Source organism: Hymenobacter sp. M1-2, from assembly GCF_057808495.1.
In genome coordinates, this window is record NZ_JBTYZO010000001.1 from 298,454 (window position 1) to 319,816 (window position 21,363).

Consider the following 21,363-nt stretch of genomic DNA (forward strand, 5'->3'; position numbering starts at 1 on the left):
CGTTCAATGAATACCGAGAATAGTCAACCATTTAACCATTGAGCCATTAAAAAGACCTATATGAAACAAGACTACAAATTTCGGTTGCTGCTGGTTTGCTGTGGCCTGGTGTGGAGTTTGCTGGCCGCTACCACCAGCCGGGCACAAACGCTGTACGGCAACGAGTGGATAGTACCCAGCCAGCAGTACTACAAGATTAAGATTCTAAAAGACGGGCTCTACCGCATCGACCAGCAGTACCTGGCGCAGGCGGGTATCGGGGGCATAAACCCGCAACGGATGCAGCTCTGGCGGCGGGGCCGGGAGGTCGCCATTTTTGGCGGCGGCAACCAGAGCACGCTCGATGCCACCACCTATTTCGAGTTCTACGGCCAGCGCAACGACGGCAAGCTGGATCAAGCCATCTACAAGGGTGGTGCCGCCACCCAACCCCACGACCTATATAGCCTCTATACCGATACGGCTGCCTACTTCCTAACCTGGTCGGCGACAACGAACGGCAAGCGAATGGCGCAACCGGCTGCTGCACCTACGGTAGCCCCACATCCGAACCGAATTGCGCAGCAGCAGGTGTTGTTTAATGGACAGCAGGGCCAAGGTCTAGGTGGATTTGCGTATGTGAATGATGAAAGTTTCGATATATCAGCAACAGGCAACATTTATCAGCCCTGGGGAGAAGCTGGGGAAGGATTTCTATCGCGTATTTACAATGGTTTTAGTGGTGCAAACCCAGCCGAAATGCCTTCCGATTCAATAGGAAGTATAGCGTCAACTGGGGTGAATCCACAAGTAGAATTACTATTTGTGGGCTCGGGAAGTGATTCGCGCACTATTAGCGTATCCGTGGTTGAGCCTGGTACTAATGCTGAGCGGATGTTGGGTACAGTCACGGTTGTGGGGTATGGTAAGGCAAGAGTAGTATACCCGTTACAGCGTAGCGATGTTAACGCCAACGGAAGGGTTGTCACTCGCAGCCGAGGCATATCCACACTTACTAACGGGCGGCGCCAATTATATCGAATAGGATACGTGCGTTATACGTTCCCACAAACCAGCCGCTGGTTTGCTGGTCGGCGCCAAGTTGCGTTTGCCAACGATTCTACCCTGTCAGGCCCTGCGTACTATGTGCTGGACACTATTCCGGCCACTGTTCGGGGCTTCGATGTGACAGACCCTTACAATGTACAACGCGTAGAGGGGGCTGCATTGACTGGCCAGCAACGGGGCTACGTTTTTCCGAATGCCAACAGCCAGACTCGGAAACTAGTTTTAGCTGATGTAGCGCAAGCTACTGCGCCACGTCCAGCCATACGAGTACGGTTCCGCACACTAAACGCCGCGACTACCAATTTTCTCATTATCAGCCATTCGTACCTAATGCGCCCTGTAGGGGGCGTCGATGCAGTACGGGAGTATGCCAAGTACCGAGCTTCCGCTACTGGTGGTCGTTACGATACGGTAGTCGTGACTTCAGAGCAGCTTTATAACCAATTCCACTACGGTGAGAAATCGGTCGGAGCATTACGCAACTTCGTGCGGTGGGAATTAGCAAACTCACCGGCTAATCAAACTAATTATCTGTTGCTCTTAGGTAAAGGGTTGATGGTGAATGAGTACAGTCGTAATGCTATTGCGCCAATAACAGATTTAGTACCCTCAACTACCCGTGGAGCATCCGATAATTTCTTGTCGGCTGACTGGGAAAACAACCAATATGTTGCCCGTATGCCTACAGGTCGAATATCGGCGACTACACCGCAGGATGTACTTTCATATTTAAACAAACTGCGCACCCACGAAAGTTTAGGCTCCGCACCCTGGCGTAAGAAGTTAGTGCATCTGGCAGGTGGCAGAAACGAAGGTGAATTTACTCAATTTGAGGGGTATCTAGATAATTATCGTCGTCTGGCAGAGCGTCCCTTATTTGGGGGAGAAGTAGATACAACTTTTCGTCGCCGCTTATCAGGCGGTAGTGATTTACCAGTGAGTATTACGCTCGCACCACAAATCAACAATGGTGTATCATTGGTTACTTATTTCGGGCACGGAAGTACCGCAGATTTTGATCTCAATTTTGGTGATCCTTCCGAGCCTGGAAAGGGCTACAATAACCCAAACAAGTATCCTGTTTTTCTTATTAATGGATGTGCTGCGAATTTGGTGTTCCGTGAGGATCGAACCTTATCCGAGAATTGGATTTTCGCGGAAAACAAAGGAGCAGTAGGTTTCATGGCTGAATCCAGTCTGGGCTTCCCTAACAACTTGAATGCTTTCTCAGCTGCGTTCTATAGGCTGGCCTTTAATGACGCCGCTTGGTATGGTAAACCAGTTGCTGTGCAGCAGATGGAAGCAAACAGGCGTATGCTTAATCAAACGGGTAATTCTTTATCCGCCATTGGGCAGGCCATGACTAATATTTGGTTAGGCGACCCAGCCCTGCGTCTATTCGCGCCCGAGAAACCAGACTTTATCGCTAGTCGCGTACAGATTCTGTCTAATGGAGCCGGACCTTTACAGGCATCATCCCCCGACCTGAAGGTAGTCGTGGATGTGAGTAACCCTGGTAAAATCACAACCGACTCGCTGGAAATTAAGATTACGCGGCGCTATCCCGGCACTGGCCGTGCCGCCGACGTCTATACGTACGCCATGCGACAAGCCTGGCGCGATACCACCTACACTTTCATACTACCTAATTCAGGTAATGTATTTGGTGAAAACTGCTTTCAAGTGGCACTAGACCACCGTATGCGGGTGGATGAGCTGAGCGAGACAAATAATAGTGGTCAGGCTTGCTTCAACTTCCTGCGGGGGGGCGTAACCACGGTATGGCCCCCGGAATTTGCCATCGTGTCTGCTACGAATCTTCGCTTGGTGGGCCAAACCAACGACCCCCGTGGTTCTTCGCGGGTATACGAAATGGAGTTGGACACGCTACCTACTTTCAACAGTTCGCCAGCTATAAAACAGACTCGTACAGTAACTACCACATTGCTGCCTGACTGGCGTCCTACGCTGCCTACAATAGCGGGCCGCGACAGTGTTGTCTGGTACTGGCGTCTGCGCTTCCAGACTCCCGACCCAGCTGTGAATGAAGATCCTAATTGGGCCACTAGTTCCTTCCGCGTAATTCAGAACAGCCCCGGCGGTTGGTCGCAAAGCCACCACGGACAGTTTCAGCGCGACCAACTTACGAACGTGAGTGTAGACGCACCGTCTGGACACTGGGATTTCTCTGACATTCGCCAGGCCGTATCGATGGTAACGCGCGGGGGAGGCAGCACCTTAAATACGGGTGGGGGCTATACATACGAATACGTCCCAACTTTCAACGAAATGACGGATGGCATTACGGCCGCTATCGCTCCCTACGTAGGTAACTGTAGCATCACACAGCCTAACATTATCGTCGCCGTGTTCAATGGTCGAAACCTGCGGCCGGTGCGGGACGTGCCGGGTGGACCGTATGATGAGTGCGGACAAGGCAATCAGCGCTTCTATACTTTCGCCACGACCGCTAACCCCAATCCTGGCAGCGACAACATTAACTCACCTGCCCGGCAAGCGCAACTGGAGGCCTTCCTCAACAATGTACGGCCCGGCGACTATGTAGCTGTGTTATCTATGAACCGGGTGAAGTTTTCCTCTTTCCCGGCGTCGCTGAAGGCAGCGTTGACTGCCTTGGGCGCCCAGCGCATCAGCCAGTTGCAGGACGGCGACCCTTATGCACTACTGGCGCAGAAAGGGCCTAATGCTCGCCCTGCGCAGGAGGTAACAGCCGACCCCGCTAGTGCAACTCCACGGGTTGACCAAATAATCACGCTGAGCGGCCAGATTGAGACCAAGGCGGGTACTGCTACGGTTACTTCTACCCGTATTGGGCCAGCGCAACAGTGGCAGAATCTCTACCACACGGTGCAGACGCCCGAAGCTTCGGATGCCTATACACTACAACTTGTTGGCATTGACGCGCAGGATGTAGAGACAGTAATTAACCCGAACGTGACCAGCCGCAATCTGCCGCTAGCTAGTGTTTCGGCCCAACAGTATCCGTACCTGAAGTTGGTGTTGAGCTTGCGCGATACCGTGAACCGCACCGCACCGCAGTTGGAGCAGTGGCTCGTTACGTATCAGGAGGTGCCCGAAGGAATTGTCCGCCGCGACCTGGCTACACCCGCTACCGCCTACGATGCTGCTACGCTGTCTCGGCAGGCGGCCGAGACAGGCTTCATTACAGTGCCGGTAGTATTCCAGAACGTATCATCGGTCAACTTCAGCGGGCCAATGAAGGCGCGAATTTCCTTGAATGGCACCCGCACGGCGCTCATAGATGTACCCGGCGGCCCGCTGGCCGCCAACAGCCAGGTGAGCTTTGAAGCTAAGCTGAACGTGGTGGGCTTGACAGGTTCACTTGCTGGTAACGTTGTGGTTAATCCGCGTCCAAATGCACCTACGGACCCTAGAGCCTTACCGGAACTATACTACTTCAACAATGAGCTGGCACTACCCACCTTCCAGGTGGATAGCCGAAACACACCGCCGGTGTTGGATGTGGCTTTCGATGGACAGCGTATTCTCAATGGGGATATTGTGTCACCGACGCCAACCATTGTGGTACAGCTTAAGGATGATGACCGGCTACGCCGTATCAAGGACCAGAGCCACTTCACAATGATTTTGACTGCACCGGGCCAGCAGGCTCGGGAGGTGGATTTGAACGGTAACAACGTTCGGTTTGAGTCGGATTCTACCAAGGGTATGGCCCGGTTGGAAGTGCGAATGGGACAGGGCCAGCCGCTGACTGATGGCATCTATTCGCTGGAAGTACAGGGCCGCGACGCCACCAACAATCCGGCTAGCCAGCAGCCTTATCAAGTGAATTTTGAGGTGATCAATGCGTCTACCATCACCAACATCTTCCCCTACCCGAACCCCATTACTAGCAAAGCTAGGTTCGTGTTTACGCTCACGGGGGCTGAGTTGCCACAGAACATGAAAATTCAGATTCTGACGCTAACGGGCCGGGTGGTCAGAGAAATCATGATGGGGGAGTTAGGGCCACTGCATACCGGCAACAACATCACCGAGTACGCCTGGGACGGCACGGATGAATTTGGCGACCGGCTGGCCAACGGCACCTACCTCTACCGGGTGATACTCGACGACCCGAGTAGCAAGTTCAGCCGCCGCACTTCCAACTCGGAGGTGGACCGCCGCGCCTTCAAGAAAGATTGGGGTAAGCTGGTGCTACTACGGTAAGCAAAGCTAGTTGACAAAGTAAACGAGGCAGTCGAATCCGGCTGCCTCGTTTACTTTGTGCCCCGGCCACCACTGGCCACACTACCTGACAATTGATTTCATGTTTAACTCTCATACCACCGAGGCTCTGTACTTCTCGGAGTTTGGCGGCCCAGAGGTGCTGCACTACGGCCCAATTCCTGCGCCTGTCGTGCAGCCAGGAACAGTGTTGATCCGCACGCAAGCCATCGGCCTCAACTACGCCGACATATATCGTCGGCAGGGAAACTACCACTTAGCAGGCGCTCCGCCGTACGTGCTGGGCTACGAAGCGGCTGGTATGGTAGAAGCCATTGGGGATGGTGTAACGGGAGTGCAGGTGGGCCAGCGCGTCGCCTTTGCTGATGTGCCACACGCTAATGCCCAACTAGTGCTAGCGCCGGCCAGCCACCTCATTCCGCTGCCCGACGATATTTCGTTTGAGCAAGCCGCCGCCTTGCTTTTGCAGGGACTCACGGCGCACTACCTCACCACCGACAGCTATGCCCTCAAGACCGGCGACACCGCCGTAGTGCACGCGGTAGCCGGTGGGGTAGGGCAGTTGCTCACCCAGCTCATCAAAGCCCGAGGCGGCTACGTCATTGGGTTGACTTCCAGCGAGGAAAAGCGCCAACAAGCGTTGCGACACGGTGCCGACGCGGTGATACTATACTCGGATGGCGACTGGACCGAAGCCGTACGCGACGCCAGCCCTAACTCGCTCGGTCCAGATGTAGTCTATGATTCCGTGGGTAGCACGCTGCCGCAAAGTTTGGCCGTAGTGCGCACCAGCGGCACGGTAGTGTTTTTCGGAATGGCTGGTGGCGACCCACCGGCTGTTGACCCGCGCTACCTCATGGACAGTTCCAAAACTCTCACTGGCGGCGACTTGTGGAGTTACTTGACGTCGCAGGCGGAGCGCGTGTCCAGAGCCAATGTCTTGTTTGATTTGGTGCGGCAAGGGAAGCTACGCCCCGACATAGGGGCTACTTTCTCGCTGGCTGATGGGGTGGCAGCTCACCGACTGTTAGAAAGCCGGCGTAGCACAGGTAAAGTATTATTGCTACCGTAACCAACACTAGCGTCGCCGTAGCGTCACGAAGCTGTAGGCATAGGCGTGTCGCTCGTCGGGCTCGTGCCGCTCACGGGTTTCCTCGCGCCATTCAGTGTGATTCAGCTCAGGAAACACCACGTCGCCTTCAAAGGCGTGGTGTACTTCGGTGAGGTAGATGACATCAGCGGCGGGTAACGCTTGGCGGTAGATTTCGGCCCCGCCGATGACGAATACCTCTTCATCCAATTGAGCAGCGCGTTCCAAAGCCGTAGGCACGGAATACACTACCTCGCAGCCATCAGCCTGCCATTCTAATTGGCGCGTCACTACCAAGTTGGTGCGGTTCGGCAATGGCCGGCCGATACTGTCATATGTGCGCCGGCCCATCACAACGGGGTGACCCTGGGTAAGGCGCTTGAAGTGCTTCAAGTCTTCAGGAAGGTGCCAGAGTAGCTGGTTGTCCCGCCCAATGACGCCATTTTCGGCGGTTGCTACTACGAAGGCAATCATTTCTTGAGAATGAGTGAATGAGTGAATGAGTGAATGAGTGAATGAGTGAATGAGTGAATGAGTATCTTCCTAATAGCCCCACCCTGGCAATTGCTCATTGCCGTGGCTCCGGTCTGCTCGCTTTTTGGCGAGCTGAACGGTCGCCGTTAGCTGATGGTGCTTCGGCTACTTAACTGCCGCAATTCAAAACTCAAAATGAACAGGCGGCGCGCCCTTCGACCGGTCAGCCCGCGAAAAGCGGGCAGACCGGGACGTGCCACTAGTTCTAGCTACTCATTCCTAGCTGTGCAACGTTGAAGCCGCGGAGGAAATCGGGGATGGTCATGCGCTTTTTGCCTTCTAGCTGTACGTCGAGCAGGTCGAGCAGGCCGTTGGCGGTTTGGACGCGCAGATAGGTGCGGCCATCGGTATACCAGGTGCCGATGCCGCCCGTATCGGGGCCGCTGGCTTCCTCGTCGTCGAAGGGCTGGGCTTTGAAGACTTTGAGCGTGCGGCCGTCGGGGAGCTGGGTGAAGGCCGTGGGAATGGGGGAGAGGCCGCGTACGAGGTTGGCTAGGGCCGGGGCGGGCTGCGTGAAGTCGAGGCGGCCGGTTTCTTTCTGAATCTTGGGAGCAGCTCGCAACTCGGTGCTTTCCTGCTGGGGCAGGCTGGGCGCGGTGCCGGCCGCAATAGCTTGCACCGTGCGCAGGGCCAGAGCCGCGCCAGCAATTTTCAGCTTTTCGTAGAGCGTGCCGAAATCGTCTTCGTCGGCTATGGGCACTACGTCCTGGAAGATCAAGTCGCCGGTGTCGATTTCGTGGCGCAGGAAGAAGGACGTGACGCCGGTTTGGGTTTCGCCGTGAATGAGGGCCCAGTTGATGGGTGCCGCCCCGCGGTACTGCGGCAGCAGCGAGGCGTGAATATTAATGCTCCCGCGCGGCGGCATATTCCAGACGGCCTCCGGCAGCATCCGAAAAGCCACGACCACCTGCAAGTCGGCAGCGTAGCTGCGTAGCTCCTCCTGAAACTCTGGGGCCTTGAGGTTAGTGGGCTGCAAGACAGGAACTCCATGTCGGCTGGCCGCCTGTTTCACGGCTGATTCCGCCAGCTGCTGCCCGCGGCCCGCCGGTTTATCGGGTGCCGTAATGGTGGCTACTACCTGGCAGCCGGGCCAGCTTAGTAGAGATTCCAGGGTGGGCACCGCAAATTCGGGGGTGCCCATAAAGATGATTCGGAGCATATGGGGTTCTCGCAGAGTTTCGCAGAGTTAAGCGCAGAGTTTCGCAGTGTGCTGGTGTCAGCAGACGGCGAAAAGACTACGATTCGGGATAGAGCAGATATTTCTTCCGCATGGCCTTGTATTGGCTCAGAGCCGGCTCCCAGCTCTGCCGGATTTCCTGCTCCGATTTGCCCGCTATGATTTGCTGGCGCAAGGTCGAAGTGCCGCTGAGCTGCTCGAAGTACTTGCTGAAAAACTTGTCTTTGGCGCTGCTCTGTTGGTAGAAATCCAGCAGATACTTCAGCGTGAACCCTATGTCGTTGCCGATGGGGCGCAGGTCGAGGCCGTAGCAGAGCTTGCCGTTTTGCGGTGGGGTAGGAGAGCCGGGATTGGGCCGAGGCGTGAAGGAAAAGGGCCGCGTGGTGGGCTGCGTGGGAGAGCCTACCACTTCAAACGGCGTGTTGGTGCCGCGGCCTACGCTTACATCGGTGCCCTCGAACAGACAAACCGTGGGATAAAGTACCACGGAGTGCGCGTTGGGCAGGTTGGGCGAGGGGCGCACCGGCAGCTCATAGCGCGTGGCGTGAGTGTAGCCGGTTACGGGCACCACCGTGAGGCGACACTGCTTGCCACCAGCCAGCCACTTCTCGCCATTTATCATTTGGGCCAGCTCGCCCACCGTGAGGCCGTGCACCACCGGAATGGCGTGCATCCCGACGAAAGATTTGTGCGCCGGTTCCAGCACCGGGCCGTCTACGTACCAGCCGTTGGGGTTGGGCCGGTCCAGCACAATTACCTCCTTGCCCTGTTCAGCGGCGGCCTCCATCACGTAGTGCATGGTGCTAATGAAGGTGTAGAACCGCACGCCTACGTCCTGAATGTCAAACACCAACACGTCTACATCGGCCAGCATTTCGGGGGTGGGCTTTTTAGTGGCGCCGTAGAGGCTGCGCACCGGCAGGCCGCTCCGGGCGTCTTTGCCGTTTTTGATGGTAGCGCCGTCGGCGGCTTCCCCCCGGAAACCGTGCTCCGGCCCGAAAATCACCTTCACCGGCACCCCTTGCGCCAGTAGCGTATCGACCAGGAAGGCCCGGCCCACGAGGGCCGTCTGGTTTACCACCAGGCCTACCCGCTTGCCTTTCAGCTGGGGCAGGTAGCGGGCAAACTGCGCGGCGCCCACCTGCAGCGGCGCGGCGGCGGCTGGAGCCTCCAGCAGCACTTGCGGCGGCGACGTAACCGTGACCGATGGTGCCGTGGACGACGACGTAGTGGGGCTGCCGGCGGGTGGGGTAGCAGCGCAGTTGGTGAGCAAAAGCGTGGTGCTCAGCAGACCGGAAAGATTGAAAAGAGGCATCAGGAAACGAAGCTAGGAAACTGGCCGTAGACACGTAGCTTTACGGCAGTGAACGTCTCGCGGTACATATCCCACAAGATTGACGGGGCCGACTCAGGGTCTTTTACCTCGTCGGTGACAAAGATAGCCATCATCAGCATTGCCCTCGGGCTGGCGGTGATGGTCGTGTCGTTTGCCATTCTCGAAGGCTTCCGCAACGAAATTCAAAGCAAGATTTTCTCGTTTGGGGCGCACCTGCAAATCAGCAAGTACGATACCAACAACTCGTTGGAGGTAGAGCCTATTGGCGGCCCGCGGCTGGTGAAGGAGCTGCACCACTTTCCGCAGGTACATACCATTCAGCCCTTTGCCCGCAAAACGGCCATCATCAAAACCAAAGACGAAGTGCTGGGCGTGGTGCTCAAGGGCATTTCCGAGGAAGATGGCCGCTCCCCAATGCGCGAGAATTTGTCAGTGGGCAAGTTCATCAGCTTTCCCGATACGGCTGCCAGCAACGACGTACTGCTGAGCCGCAAGGTGGCCGACAAACTGCGCCTCAAAGTCGGCGACGACGCATTGTTCTACTTTATTCAGAACCCGCCCCGGGTGCGCAAGTTCACGGTGCGCGGCATCTACCAAACCGGCCTCGACGAGTTCGACGACGTGTACGTTATCGGCGACATTCGGCAAATCCGGGAGCTGAACGCCTGGCCCGATTCGCTGGTGGGCGGCGTGGAAGTGGTGCTTCGCGACTTCAATCGCCTCGACCCAACTGCGGAGAATATCTACGAAAACCTGCGCTACGACCTCAAACTCGATAAAATCACGGACCAGTACGCGCAACTCTTCGACTGGCTGCAACTGCTCAACCGCAACGTCATCATCTTCCTGGTGCTCATCATCTTCGTGGCGACGTTCAATATGGTGGCCACCATATTCATCATGATTTTGGAGCGCACCAACATGATTGGGGTACTGAAAGCCGTAGGCGCCACCGACCGTCAAATTCGGAGCATGTTCTTCTTCCGAGGAATGAGTTTGACCCTGCGCGGTATCTTGTTCGGCAACCTGGTGGGCCTGGGCTTTTGTGCGTTGCAATACTACACGCACTTCATCCCCCTCGACCCCGAAAACTACTACATGGATAGGGTGCCGATTTACTGGGACCTCAACATTATCTTGCTGCTCAACGCGGCCGTTTTCGCCACTTCTCTCTTGGCCGTCCTCATTCCAACCTATCTCATTTCGCGCATCAACCCCGTCACGGCTATCAAGTTCGATTAGCTTTTTTGAGAAGTTAGAATGGGGAGCTGGCACAGTTAAAGGCGAAAGGTTGAAAAGAGAAAGGAGCACGGAATGTCCCGTGCTCCTTTCTCTTTTCAAGGGTAGAATTACAAATTAGAAGCAGAGGCCAATACCTAAACGGCTTCTTCTGTCTAACTTTTAGGCTCTCAATTCTCCACCTCTGGACTCTAAGCTTAGACAAACAAGCCACTGGCTTGCGTCACGAAGTTGCGAGCAATGCTTTTCACCGTGGCGGCGTCCAGCGGCTCATCGAAAGCTTCCGAAGCCGCGCTGGCGCTGAGTGTGGTGCCAGCAGGATTGGCGGTGATATTGACGCCAGCCTGCGTGGTGTTGTTTTCAGCGGGGAAGAAAACGTCAGTAGGCCCACCCGTTGCAGGATTGCCAGGGCCGTAAACGGGCCTCGTAGACGGAGTGGTATTTGGTGAAGAGCCACCGTTGTCGTCACCGGAAATCCAGCTTTTGGGCCGTGCGTTCAGGTTGTTTGGATCGCCGGGAACAGTGGTGGCCGCTTGGCCGGCCTGCCCAGCGGCAAGGCCCCGGCGGATAGTACGCACGTGCGACGAATGGCGAGCTTCAACGGAGTGAATGTTGAGCGCCGCCTGCAAAATATTCTTGTCGGTTGCAGTCATCAAAATAGGAGCCCCACCTTTGTAGGCCCGTACCCCTGTATCGACGAAGGCTTGCGAGGAGCCCAGAAACAGCGCGTAGCTATTAATCAAAGCGGGAGCGAATGGGCCCGTCATGCTGCCTCGGCCGCCGCTATAGTCGAAGGCGGCGCGGGTAGGGTCGGGGATGGCCTTGGTGCCTAAAGTCTCCCGCAACACCTTAATATGGCCCGACTCGTCGTTGCGAATGGTTTCAAATGCTGGGCGGTCGACATCGGGAATGAGGCCGGGAACTTTGAGGCCGCTGTCGTAGAAATAAAATTCCAGATACTCCAGGCTCAGAGCCAGATTCAGTACGTCCACAACAGGCTGAGGCAGCGTGGTAGTTTGGCCGTAAGCTCGTTGGAAAACACCGCTCACTAAGCTAGGCAGGGCGGCGGCCGTCAAGGCTTTGCCGGCTAGGCCAAAGTGCTTGAACACACGCCGCCGCGAATCGAGCCGGTCGTAAATCTCAGGATCAACCTGCTCGATTTCGGAAATCAGTTTAAATAAATCCATGATGGAAAGGCAGTTTTAGGAATGGAGAATTGGCAGACGAGCCTACCGTAGGCTGTTGGCGCTGAGCTTGGAACCAGCCTTCAGGAACTGATTGGCGATAACGAGCACCTCTTGAGGATTGCGGGAGCGTTCCAGGCCCGTGCCGTTGCCCGTACCGGGCGCAGTGGAGCCGGCCGTTGGCGTAAATAGATCTACCACATCTGCTCCCACGAAGGTGTTGTACTGCCGTAGGTCGCGGATAAGAGCCGCGTGACGGGCTTCTACGGACACAATTTTGCCAGCTATCACCAAGTTGGCGGCCGATTGAATGTAGCGGCCAGCACCGTTGTAAGCCGACACGCCCAAGTCCTCAAACGCCTGCGCGTTGGTCAGCACACTGTTTCGGTCGTTGAAATTGATAGCGTCGAAGTTGGGCTCCAGGTCTTTGATAGCCGCGTTGCCGAGGGCCGTCTTAAAGAAATCGACGTGGGCTTTCTCGTGCAGCGCCAAGTCGTCCAGGATTTGTTTTTCGGCACTGTTGCCGGCCAATCCCGTGTAATAGGTACCAGTTTTGATGCGGGCGTAGAAGGCCGATTCTAGCTGTTCGAGGGCGTAGGCGAAATTGAGTACCCCGGTGTCGCCGGAACCTACGTCGAGGTCGGCATTTTCGGTGTCATCGTCGTCATCGTCGCAGCCGGTTAGTAGGAAGCCGGCCATGAGGGCCCCAGCACCGGTGTAACGCAAGAAAGAACGGCGGTGCAGTTTAGGCGCCGGCCCCACATCAGCGGGGAGAAGTGGATGGTTTGTGGTCATAGCAGTGAGCTTAGAACAAATGGAACATGCGTGTTCTACGCCCAGAGCTCTACGCCCAGGCTTCGCAATCCTAGGAAATCAGTGTTTTTTGGCTTTAAACCCGTAGTTATTACCTAATTCAGTCCGTAGTTATACTGTTGTTTTCATGCATCAAGCACTATATTTTATATAAAAAATCAGAGAACTTGTTGCCCAGGCCAACACACCAAGATGTACTGTAGCCTTGTTAAGAATTGAAAAAATGTTGGGTGATAAGCTAAGAGGCCCTTCCGCTTTTCATCACCTAGCACACTGCGCTTTTGCCGCCTTCGCGCAGCACCCAATTGCCGGGTTGTCCTCGCCAGCGCAAGCGGCTGTCTTCGTCGAAGGTGTTGGCAAAATCCAGAGAGCAAACATCCAGTGTTTCGGTGCCTACGCGGTTTACGTGCAGATGCTCCACATACTGTAGCGTCAGCTTACCAGTATCAAGACAGGAGGGATGCAGCGCTAAGTTGTGAGCAGGCGAAGGCATGGCCGCCGACGGATACAGCAGCCCATCGAATGAGCCGCCCAAGTCGCACACCTCCGCCACGGCTATTGACATCCGGTAATGATGCGAATTAGCATCGGAAACAGGCCTGGTGAGAGCGTGCGTCAGGAAGCGGGCAACTAGCCGGTCGGGCTCCGGCAAACGACTCAAGGTGTCGCGCAGCGCCTGATTACGGTCGGAGTGCGGGTCGTCGGGGCACTGGTCGGGCTCGTGGAAGCTAACCAGGCGCAGCGGCTGGTGGCTCACCCAGCGGCTGATGATAATCCGGTCGTTGGTTTGAACGCCCGCCTCAAAAAAGGGCGGGTGCCACGTGGTACTAGCATAAAACATGGGCCGGCCAGCCCGATTGGCGCGTTGGTCGCGCTGCACTCGCTTAGGCGGCGGGTACGAAACGTCGGCGGTGTAAACTGGTTGCTCGGCGCTAGGCACGCCTCGGTAGAACAGCACACCCGGCGGCAACTCTATGCACCGGATAGGGTGGGTCGCCAGCAGCCGCCGTATCCGCGCGGCAAGGCGCTCAATAGAATGCCGCCGCAGGCTCAGGTGCCGTAGCGCCGCCAGTTGCCGCCGCACATCCGCTACATGGTCCGGAGCAGAAGAAGCCATAAAGGATAAGATAAAGCAGGTGATATACCGGGCCGGCCACAGCTGTCACGCCAACCAGCCCGGAATACCCAAAGCAGATTCTAATTCAACAACAGTAAAGCGAAGCGTAGCTATCTTTTACGCGCGATTTTTGAGCGCCGATAGCCCGTGTCTTTTGTGGCCGTGGGGCGAGGAGCAGAAGCCTGGCGCCGGCTGCGGAGCCAGTACACGCCGCCTGCCAACGCTACCCCAACCAACCATAGCGGTACGCGAGGGGCCGCCGCCGGGGGCACGTGCGTAACGCCCGATTCGTTGGCGGTAGCAGCCTGCTGCACGTAACGGCCATGTCGGGGTACGGCTAGCTCATCAAACCTTTCCGCCAACTCATCGAGCTGTTGGCGCAGAGACTCGCCACGCATAGGAATGCCGTGGCCGGTAGCCGCTACGGCCGGCTGCAAACCGGCTAACACGGCTACGGAACGGGCAGCGCTAGGCCAATCGATGGTGAAATAAGCGGGCGGGCCACTTACCTCTTGCTGTTGCGTAAGCGTCGCTAAGCCCGACTCGGCTTGTACTGTTACGAAGGCGTCGCCGGCTAGCAGCGCCTTGTCTTGCTCGCGGAACAGGGATACGTGGCCCGGCGTGTGGCCCGGCGTGTGCACCCAGCGCCAACCGGGCAAATGCGGCACCGAGCCATCTTCGGGCAGGGCCTGCACCCGCTGGCCTAGATCTAGCGGCTTTTTGGGATACAGAAATGACATTGCCGACATGGCTCCGCCACCCACTGTAGGATCTGGGGGAGGATACGAGGAAAGACCAGTAAGATAGGGCAACTCCAACGAATGCGCGTAGACGGGAACGTCGGGCCAAGCAGCTAGCAGTTGAAGCAGCGTCCCGACATGGTCGAAGTGGCCGTGGGTGAGTACGATGGCAGCCGGCGGATTATTGGGGCCGAAAAGACTTGCGGCTGAACTCAGCACCCGGTCGGTGTAACCGGGTACGCCGGCATCCACTAGCACCCACGGGTCGGTGGGAGCATCGGGGTTGCGAACGTAATAGAGATTGGCAAACGCAGTGCGCAGACCCCAAATGCCCGCTACTACGTGAAATAGCGCCGGTGTATTAGCTCGGTTGGCTTGCAAGGAAGGCTTGATGTGGGATGATTTGTTCATAGCAGGGGAGAAGAGAAGAGCGAGAAAACGGGTGGCGCGCACAAAAACGCTTATTTGCTAAGCAGGTAGGTGGTCGTAGGTCTTCAGACAGAAAGACGCTGGTGAGCGGGTTCTTGCCCTTAGCGCAGTAGCTTCCTACCTACGATCTACTACTTAAGAGCCGGCTCGCAAGTGCACAGCACCTCACGAGTTGGGCCCGCTACGCGGTAATTGGGGAGTGAAACTTCTTTCATGTACACAACTTCCAGTCGCCGCAGTGGCGTTTGCCCGTGTTGCTCCTGCCAAATGCGCAGTAGGTAGTTGCAGTAATAAGGACGCATGTACTCGTTGCTGACGAACAGGTAGTTCTCCGAGTACTTGCGCCACCGGTCGTTCCGAAACAGGGACACCACGGATGCAGGCTTGGTGTACGTAACAGACGCGCCGCCACGGTTCAGGTCGAGGTGCTGGCCGCTGGTAGTAGTGCCATCCAGAATGTACCAGCCATCATCTTTAAATACCGATGGCGCAAACATGCCCCAGTGCTGGTCGATGCGAATGAGAAAACCGAGCCAGCGCAAGGGTTGCCGCATGGTCCACTCGGGCCGCACAATGCTGTCGAGATTCCACCAACAGATATAAGCCAACAATCCTAGCACTAGCCCCTCACGCGCTGAGCGTAGCAACTGTCGCAGGCCACTAGACAGCTCCAGACTAGTTTCCACACGCAACCGGACACCCGGCTGCCAGGCCGCCAGCCAGGCCGGCAGGTGCTGAAACCGCAGCGCCATGCGCCGCCCGAGCTGCATAGCGCGGGGCAGCAACCGTTGTTCCAGCCAGTCCATCGCCTGAGCCGGCAACAGCCCAAGCACCGAAGCCATGCTAATCAGGAAGAAAAGACCCACAAAGAGCGTCAGGCTAATGCCCAGGTGGAAACCCCAAAGCACCCCCACAAACAAGAGTCGCCACCACCACACCCGCCACGGAATAAACAGCACGAAGGGTAGCAGCAACTCGGTATAGAAAGTACCCAGCGTCAGCACCCGAAGCAACGCCGGATACGGATACAGTAGTCGGCCACCGGGCATCAACACTTGGTCGAGACTGAAGGCGTAGTAGAGCGCAGTACCTTCAGTGCGCCATTCAGGGCTGCTTTTGAGCAGGGCCGTGCACCAATACACCAGTGCCAACTGCACCACATACGCCGCCGTAGCAGCGCTAACGTAGCGGAAAGAATCGGGCAGCGGCCGGCGGCGGGCATCCCAGGAGTAGATGCGGCCCCAAGGAAGAAAAAAGCCCCAGAACAACAACATCCGCAGCAGGTCGTCGCCACCTTGTACGATAAGCGGGTTGCGGTTTTGCACCGACACCAGCAACAGCCAGGACAGGGCCGTTGCCAACCGCGTATGGTAGCCGAACAGCAAGGCCACTGCGGCGGCCGCGGCTACCAGAAAGAGCCCGGCTTGCACCTGCCAGAGACCACTGCTAGCGTGCAGCGAAAATTGGTATGGATTCCAGACTTGCTGCTGTAGCAAGGGAAGAGGTACTACGCCTAAGTTGGAGTAGTGAGCTTCCAAATCAGTGCCGCGGATGGCAATGTCGAACAACAGCACCACAGCAACTGCCGCCCGCATGAGGGCCAAAGCCCGCAAATCAACTTCAAAAGGACGCCGCAGAACCGCGTAAAGTGCAGGCATTCCGTACCCTGACTGAAGAAAATGTGATGAAGAAAAGTTGCTGCTACTTAATGCCGCAAGCAACCGTTAGAAGAGCCAACCAAACGCAACTGACCGGCGAAAATCCCAAAGAGCTCAGCTAGTGCTGTACGCCCAGAGATTTCGCCGGCCAGGTCGTTAAAAAGCGTTAGTAGGTGGTGCTACCGCCGGTCGAGCCCGAAGTAGAGCTACCCGACTTGCTGCCAGATTTGCTACCCGACTTGTTGCCGGATTTGCTACCTGACTTACCGCCGGACTTGCTACCCGATTTGCCGCTGCTTGAACTACCGCTGCTGCCCGAAGTCATGGAGCCTGAACCCGAAGTGCTGCCGCTGCCCATAGAACCCGAGCCCGAAGTAGAACCCATAGAGCCCGAACCGGAAGTAGAGCCCGAAGTCGAGCCGCTGCCGGTGGTAGTAGAGCCAGACGTGCTGCCGCTCGTCATGGTGCCTGAAGTGGTGCCGCTGGTAGTGCCAGTAGTGCTACCGGCAGTAGTACCGCTGGTCATGGTGCCCGACGTAGTGCCGGAAGTAACACCGCCCGACGTGCTGCCGCTGGTAGTGCCGCTCGTCATGGTGCCCGATGTGGTGCCGCCAGCTGTAGTGCCACCGGCAGTGGTACGGCCCGAAGTAGTGCCGCTAGCAGTGGTGCCACCGGAAGTAGTGCTGCCGGCGGTGGAGCCACCAGCGGTGGTGCCGCCGCCTGTGCTACCACCAGTGGTGCTTTGAGCGAAGCTAGAAGTGTTAGCTGAAACGAAGAAAGCGGCTACTAGCGTAGCAGTAAGCAGAAATGAGGACTTTTTCATAGCGCAGAAAGAAAGGAGTGAAAACAATTAAGAAAAGTGTGGGAGGAAGAGAAGACGCTTTAGGGGCGTTGGCCCGTGGTAGAGCCAGTGCCGCCAGCAGTGGTGCCGCTACCAGTACCCGACGTGCTAGCTCCCGCAGTGGAACCCGCATCAAGACCGGGCGCGCTGCCGGCCGTAGAGCTGCTTGAGTTGCTGCCCGCTGAGTCGGGGGTTGTACCGGAACCGCCGTTGATGTCGGAGCTACCGTTGGCGTCCGTGTCAGCGGCGTTTTCGTTGCCAGTTGATGTATCAGCACTACCCGTGCCACCATCGCTGGTGTTGCCGCTGTTTTCATTGCCGCCACAGGCACTCAGGGTTAAAGAAGCGCCAAGTATAATGGCTGCTAGAAAATTGATGCGAGGACGGTACATTAGAAGAAAGATTGGTGAAAAAAGAAACCAGGGGACTGACTTTATTACGCACCAACAAGCGGGCAACAAAGCGGCGAGTCTGCCGGTCAGGTGGCCGAACCAGAGCAGGCAAGTAGTAGGTAAAGCAGGTAGCAACAAAGGCTAAACCAGAAGCTACGGCGAGGTACTCGCCTTCAGACAGCACCTGCTTCTATACGGCAGTCAGCGGCTTAAGGTGAGCCTAATTGGAAGATTAAACATGACTTTTGGCATAAAACCGGCCACGCATAACTACTCGGTTGGTACCTGCACCCTCTACTGTCGAGTAGGAAAGCAAGATTTATCCTCTACTACCAGCCGCTACCAGTTGCACCCAGCTCACGAAATGGGGACCTATGCTTCAGCCAATCCTCCTCAGCTCAGCCCACCCAAAGAGCTGCTAGCTGAAGAAGATTGGCTGGAGCATGGCAAAGGCCGCTTATTCGGCTTGCTCAGCTTTCGCGTTGATGTAATTCTTGGCGAGGTCGTTCAGCTTCGTATCGGCCAGCTGTTCCTCTTCCAAAGTTCTGCGCAGCAACGAAACGGCTTCGGTGTGGCCGAGGCGTTCGGCGAAGTGAGCCGCCGTGCCGTAGCCCGAAATTTCGTAGTGCTCAATGCGTTGCGAAGCCGCAATCAGGGCCGCGTCCATCACCTCATCGGTAGCCCGCTCCGACATTGTTTCTTGGCCTTCAGCAATTAGCCCTTCCATGGCTTTGCAAGTGTGGCCACTCAGTTTAAGGTCCAACGTCTCGGCAATCTGCTCTAGTCGCTGTACTTGCTCTTCGGTCTCGCGCATATGGCGCTCAAACCCTTGACGCAAGCGTCCGTCTTTTGCGGCGGCGGCCATTTGGGGCAGGGCTTTTACCAATTGATTTTCGGCGCTGTACAGGTCCTTGAGCTGCATTTCAAACAGGTCGTCTAGGGTCTCAAGCTTGTCGAACATGGGAATTTAGGCTTAAAAGTGAATAGTTTTCCATCACCTGACGGGTGGACCTTCCTACGCCTCCGATGCCCCTTTGTTAAAGTCGAGTTTACTATTTCGGGCACTACAACCCTCTATAAACGGCAACAGAAAATGCTGTTTTTCAGGCCCTTTGCTTGGTGTGATAGAAAACCCCATTGCATGTCTGTTGCCTGAACTGCGTAAAACACGTAGAACAAAATCCGTAGTTCATCTGAGGCCCTCAAGTCCTCGCCACAGACCGTTTTTAGTTATCTCTGGCTGACGACTAAGCTGGTGGCCGAGCCTCCGATGGGCGCTACCTTGGTAGAAACAGACGAAGCAAAGCAAAGGCATAGTCTCATGTAAGCGTACATGCCGAGTTGAGTGCTACCTAATAAGGCTGTGCGCAATTTCTGTGTGTCTTTTCTCCCAACATACTGCCCCGTTGAGGCTCAACTACCGGCTACGCAATGCAGAGTACTTATAAGGATAAGCAGGTCTCAGTCTTGCAGCCAGCAGCTTTGCAGAATCAGGTTGGGGTTCGGGCAAAGTAGGGCCCACTGTTGTTGCTCTTCAGGCTGCGCTACCCCAGGAAAATCACCTTCCAAGCCCATCATATCGGCAATTACCTGAAAATGGAGGTGTGGGGGCCAGTCGCCGTTTTCAGGCGCCGGACCTACTTCCGTGAAAGTGTCGCCCTTCTCAACGGCCATACCCGGACGAAGGAGCATAGTTTCGCGGCGGCTCAGGTGGCCGTAGAGCGTGTAAAAGGTTTCGCCTTCCAACTCATGCTGCAAAATGACGGTGGGGCCGTAGTCCCCAAAATTGTCGTTGTCCTGCACGCTGTGGACCGTAGCGGCCAAAGGCGCCAGCACCGGCGTACCGGCGCGCAGCCACACGTCTACGCCCAGGTGCAAAGAGCGGGCGGGCAAGGCTGGGTCGCCGAAAAGGCCCGGGCTGCGGCGATAGATGATGCGGTTTTCGAGGTAGCCACCCACGCCAATGTGCGCGTTATGCGCGGCCAGTAGCTGTGCTACCAGCGCCTCAAACGTGGCTGTATCGCGTAAGTCGGCGTCGCGGATGAGCGGGTTGGCGGCCGAGAAGTCGAGCCGAGCCACGTCGGGCGCGTTCAGATCGACGGGCAGTACCGGGCCAAACTCGTGTTGGTGACGCTCGAGCAGAGAATGTAGCATATGCTTCAGCTAGTGCCCCAATAGGCACAAAAAAGGAACGCCGACTTTCCAGGGGCGCTACGTAGAACAAGGAGTACAAAAGATTATACGGCATCGGTGCATGCAGGAAGACATCCACCAGCAAGGCACTGGCGTGGCAATGGCAACATCTTACACCCGCACCCGGCGGCGCAAACTAACGCATACGCCACAGATTCCCGTACTTTGTAGCCCACCCGATTTTCAAATCCTTAAGCCCCCAAGCTTTCAAGTCCTCAGATGAGCAGCCCATATCTTACGCTTACCGTTGTTGAACTAACCCAGGAAACCAACGACGCCGTTACTATTCACCTCGAACATCCCACCCGGCAGCCGATTGCCTGCGCCCCCGGCCAGTTTCTAACTCTGATTCTGCCCTGTGGCCCCGGCGGCAAGAAAGAGCGCCGCGCCTACTCGCTCAGCAGCACGCCCAGCGAAGCGCCGCGCCTGTCCGTTACGGTGAAGCGGGTGGTGGGCGGCCTCGTTAGCAATTACCTGCTCGATACGGTGCGCGTGGGCCAGCAAATGGAAGTGATGGCGCCGCTCGGCAACTTCACACTCGATACCAACCCCGGCACGGCCCGCTCGCTGGTGCTGGTAGGCGCTGGTTCTGGCGTTACACCGCTAATGAGCATCTTGAAGGCAGTCCTTCGCGACGAACCCCAAAGTCAAGTATTGCTCGTGTATGGCAACCGCAACGAAGCGTCGGTGATTTTCCGGGAGCAACTGCGGCAGTTGGAAGCACAGAGCGGCGGCCGCTTGCAAGTAGAGCACGTGTATAGCCAGCCCACGGGCCCAGTCGCGCCGCATCAACATACGGGCCGCCTCAACCGCACCATGCTGTTGCGCATTCTGGAACAGCGCCAGGTGCCGCCCGCGCAGGCCGAGTATTTTCTCTGCGGCCCAGAAGGCATGATGACCGAAGCTAAAGCCGCGCTGGAACTGCTAGGCGTACCCGCCGACCGAATTCGGCGCGAGAGTTTCATAGCCGCGGCCGAGACGCAGGAAGCCGCGGCTGCCCAGCCCAACGGCCACGGCGATGTTTCTGCCGCTGACGATGATGGCGAGTCCGCCACCCGCACCGTCACCATCAATTATGAAGGCACGGAGTACCAATTGGCGGTAGCACCCAACCAGACTATTTTGGAGGCCGCCCTTGATGAAGACATCGACCTGCCGTATTCCTGCCAGGCCGGCTTGTGCACTGCCTGCCGCGGCAAATGCCTCTCGGGCAAAGTGCATCTGGATGAGCGCGAAGGATTGTCGGATGCCGAGATGAAGCAAGGCTACGTGCTGGTGTGCGTAGCCCACCCGCTGACGTCGGATGTGGTGATTGAAATCGACTAACCTCTGGCGCCTAAATC

The 21,363-nt window shown here is 56.7% G+C and carries 16 protein-coding genes; 5 read left to right on the plus strand and 11 right to left on the minus strand.

Translation table 11 applies throughout. The features are described from left to right. Positions 1–60 precede the first annotated feature (60 nt). A complete protein-coding gene (gene porU2 / locus ACYSMN_RS01275; RefSeq protein ID WP_488922017.1) occupies positions 61–5,259 on the plus strand; it encodes a putative type IX secretion system sortase PorU2 in 5,199 nt (1,732 codons plus the stop codon). Positions 5,260–5,359: 100 nt separating this feature from the next. After that, the gene (locus ACYSMN_RS01280) at positions 5,360–6,349 is read left to right on the plus strand and encodes a quinone oxidoreductase family protein (protein WP_488922018.1); all 990 of its coding nucleotides are present in this window, start codon (positions 5,360–5,362) and stop codon (positions 6,347–6,349) included. Between the two features lie 6 nt (positions 6,350–6,355). On the opposite strand, the gene ACYSMN_RS01285 is transcribed toward ACYSMN_RS01280, so the two are convergent. The 3 genes from ACYSMN_RS01285 to ACYSMN_RS01295 form a co-directional block, all read right to left on the minus strand. After that, entirely contained in the window at positions 6,356–6,841 is a 486-nt protein-coding gene (locus ACYSMN_RS01285; protein ID WP_488922019.1) for a dihydrofolate reductase, read from the minus strand. 265 nt (positions 6,842–7,106) lie between these two features. Then, positions 7,107–8,060 carry a methionyl-tRNA formyltransferase gene (gene fmt, locus ACYSMN_RS01290; RefSeq protein WP_488922020.1) on the minus strand — a complete coding sequence of 318 codons (954 nt, stop codon included), beginning with the start codon at positions 8,058–8,060 and terminating at the stop codon, positions 7,107–7,109. Positions 8,061–8,136: 76 nt separating this feature from the next. Further along, positions 8,137–9,393, minus strand: a complete 1,257-nt coding sequence (locus tag ACYSMN_RS01295) for an exo-beta-N-acetylmuramidase NamZ family protein (RefSeq protein WP_488922021.1) — start codon at positions 9,391–9,393, stop codon at positions 8,137–8,139. Positions 9,394–9,507: 114 nt separating this feature from the next. Here ACYSMN_RS01295 and ACYSMN_RS01300 point away from each other — a divergent pair, with 114 nt between their 5' ends. Beyond that, positions 9,508–10,656, plus strand: a complete 1,149-nt coding sequence (locus tag ACYSMN_RS01300; protein WP_488922022.1) for an ABC transporter permease — start codon at positions 9,508–9,510, stop codon at positions 10,654–10,656. Positions 10,657–10,850: 194 nt separating this feature from the next. Here the strand turns inward: ACYSMN_RS01300 and ACYSMN_RS01305 are convergent, their stop codons facing one another. From ACYSMN_RS01305 to ACYSMN_RS01325, 5 genes are all read right to left on the minus strand, one after another. Further along, entirely contained in the window at positions 10,851–11,840 is a 990-nt protein-coding gene (locus tag ACYSMN_RS01305; RefSeq protein WP_488922023.1) for a ferritin-like domain-containing protein, read from the minus strand. A 42-nt stretch (positions 11,841–11,882) separates the two neighbouring features. Continuing rightward, positions 11,883–12,632, minus strand: coding sequence for a ferritin-like domain-containing protein (locus tag ACYSMN_RS01310; RefSeq protein ID WP_488922024.1), 750 nt, complete (start codon positions 12,630–12,632; stop codon positions 11,883–11,885). A gap of 283 nt (positions 12,633–12,915) precedes the next feature. Beyond that, the gene (locus tag ACYSMN_RS01315; RefSeq protein WP_488922025.1) at positions 12,916–13,767 is read right to left on the minus strand and encodes an RES domain-containing protein; all 852 of its coding nucleotides are present in this window, start codon (positions 13,765–13,767) and stop codon (positions 12,916–12,918) included. Between the two features lie 110 nt (positions 13,768–13,877). Beyond that, a complete protein-coding gene (locus ACYSMN_RS01320) occupies positions 13,878–14,918 on the minus strand; it encodes an MBL fold metallo-hydrolase (protein ID WP_488922026.1) in 1,041 nt (346 codons plus the stop codon). Between the two features lie 149 nt (positions 14,919–15,067). After that, positions 15,068–16,594: an HTTM domain-containing protein gene (locus tag ACYSMN_RS01325; RefSeq protein WP_488922027.1), complete on the minus strand. Its 1,527-nt coding sequence runs from the start codon at positions 16,592–16,594 to the stop codon at positions 15,068–15,070. A gap of 176 nt (positions 16,595–16,770) precedes the next feature. Here ACYSMN_RS01325 and ACYSMN_RS01330 point away from each other — a divergent pair, with 176 nt between their 5' ends. Next, positions 16,771–17,340, plus strand: coding sequence for a hypothetical protein (locus tag ACYSMN_RS01330; RefSeq protein WP_488922028.1), 570 nt, complete (start codon positions 16,771–16,773; stop codon positions 17,338–17,340). A 136-nt stretch (positions 17,341–17,476) separates the two neighbouring features. Here the strand turns inward: ACYSMN_RS01330 and ACYSMN_RS01335 are convergent, their stop codons facing one another. From ACYSMN_RS01335 to ACYSMN_RS01345, 3 genes are all read right to left on the minus strand, one after another. Further along, entirely contained in the window at positions 17,477–17,827 is a 351-nt protein-coding gene (locus tag ACYSMN_RS01335) for a hypothetical protein (RefSeq protein WP_488922029.1), read from the minus strand. A gap of 457 nt (positions 17,828–18,284) precedes the next feature. Beyond that, on the minus strand, positions 18,285–18,788 hold the full coding sequence (locus ACYSMN_RS01340; protein WP_488922030.1) for a YciE/YciF ferroxidase family protein: 504 nt from the start codon (positions 18,786–18,788) through the stop codon (positions 18,285–18,287). A gap of 500 nt (positions 18,789–19,288) precedes the next feature. After that, the gene (locus ACYSMN_RS01345) at positions 19,289–19,981 is read right to left on the minus strand and encodes a peptidoglycan DD-metalloendopeptidase family protein (protein WP_488922031.1); all 693 of its coding nucleotides are present in this window, start codon (positions 19,979–19,981) and stop codon (positions 19,289–19,291) included. Positions 19,982–20,239: 258 nt separating this feature from the next. On the opposite strand from ACYSMN_RS01345, the gene ACYSMN_RS01350 reads away from it, so the two are divergent. Beyond that, positions 20,240–21,346, plus strand: coding sequence for a 2Fe-2S iron-sulfur cluster-binding protein (locus tag ACYSMN_RS01350; RefSeq protein WP_488922032.1), 1,107 nt, complete (start codon positions 20,240–20,242; stop codon positions 21,344–21,346). Positions 21,347–21,363 lie beyond the last annotated feature (17 nt).

Coding starts and splice junctions, on each gene's coding strand:
- ACYSMN_RS01295 (WP_488922021.1), bottom strand. CDS start 9,393: ATGCCTCTTTTCAATCTTTCCGGTCTGCTGAGCACCACGCTTTTGCTC.
- ACYSMN_RS01315 (WP_488922025.1), bottom strand. CDS start 13,767: ATGGCTTCTTCTGCTCCGGACCATGTAGCGGATGTGCGGCGGCAACTG.
- ACYSMN_RS01285 (WP_488922019.1), bottom strand. CDS start 6,841: ATGATTGCCTTCGTAGTAGCAACCGCCGAAAATGGCGTCATTGGGCGG.
- ACYSMN_RS01320 (WP_488922026.1), bottom strand. CDS start 14,918: ATGAACAAATCATCCCACATCAAGCCTTCCTTGCAAGCCAACCGAGCT.
- ACYSMN_RS01325 (WP_488922027.1), bottom strand. CDS start 16,594: ATGCCTGCACTTTACGCGGTTCTGCGGCGTCCTTTTGAAGTTGATTTG.
- ACYSMN_RS01280 (WP_488922018.1), top strand. CDS start 5,360: ATGTTTAACTCTCATACCACCGAGGCTCTGTACTTCTCGGAGTTTGGC.
- porU2 (WP_488922017.1), top strand. CDS start 61: ATGAAACAAGACTACAAATTTCGGTTGCTGCTGGTTTGCTGTGGCCTG.
- ACYSMN_RS01345 (WP_488922031.1), bottom strand. CDS start 19,981: ATGCTACATTCTCTGCTCGAGCGTCACCAACACGAGTTTGGCCCGGTA.
- ACYSMN_RS01340 (WP_488922030.1), bottom strand. CDS start 18,788: ATGTTCGACAAGCTTGAGACCCTAGACGACCTGTTTGAAATGCAGCTC.
- ACYSMN_RS01350 (WP_488922032.1), top strand. CDS start 20,240: ATGAGCAGCCCATATCTTACGCTTACCGTTGTTGAACTAACCCAGGAA.
- ACYSMN_RS01335 (WP_488922029.1), bottom strand. CDS start 17,827: ATGTACCGTCCTCGCATCAATTTTCTAGCAGCCATTATACTTGGCGCT.
- ACYSMN_RS01305 (WP_488922023.1), bottom strand. CDS start 11,840: ATGGATTTATTTAAACTGATTTCCGAAATCGAGCAGGTTGATCCTGAG.
- fmt (WP_488922020.1), bottom strand. CDS start 8,060: ATGCTCCGAATCATCTTTATGGGCACCCCCGAATTTGCGGTGCCCACC.
- ACYSMN_RS01310 (WP_488922024.1), bottom strand. CDS start 12,632: ATGACCACAAACCATCCACTTCTCCCCGCTGATGTGGGGCCGGCGCCT.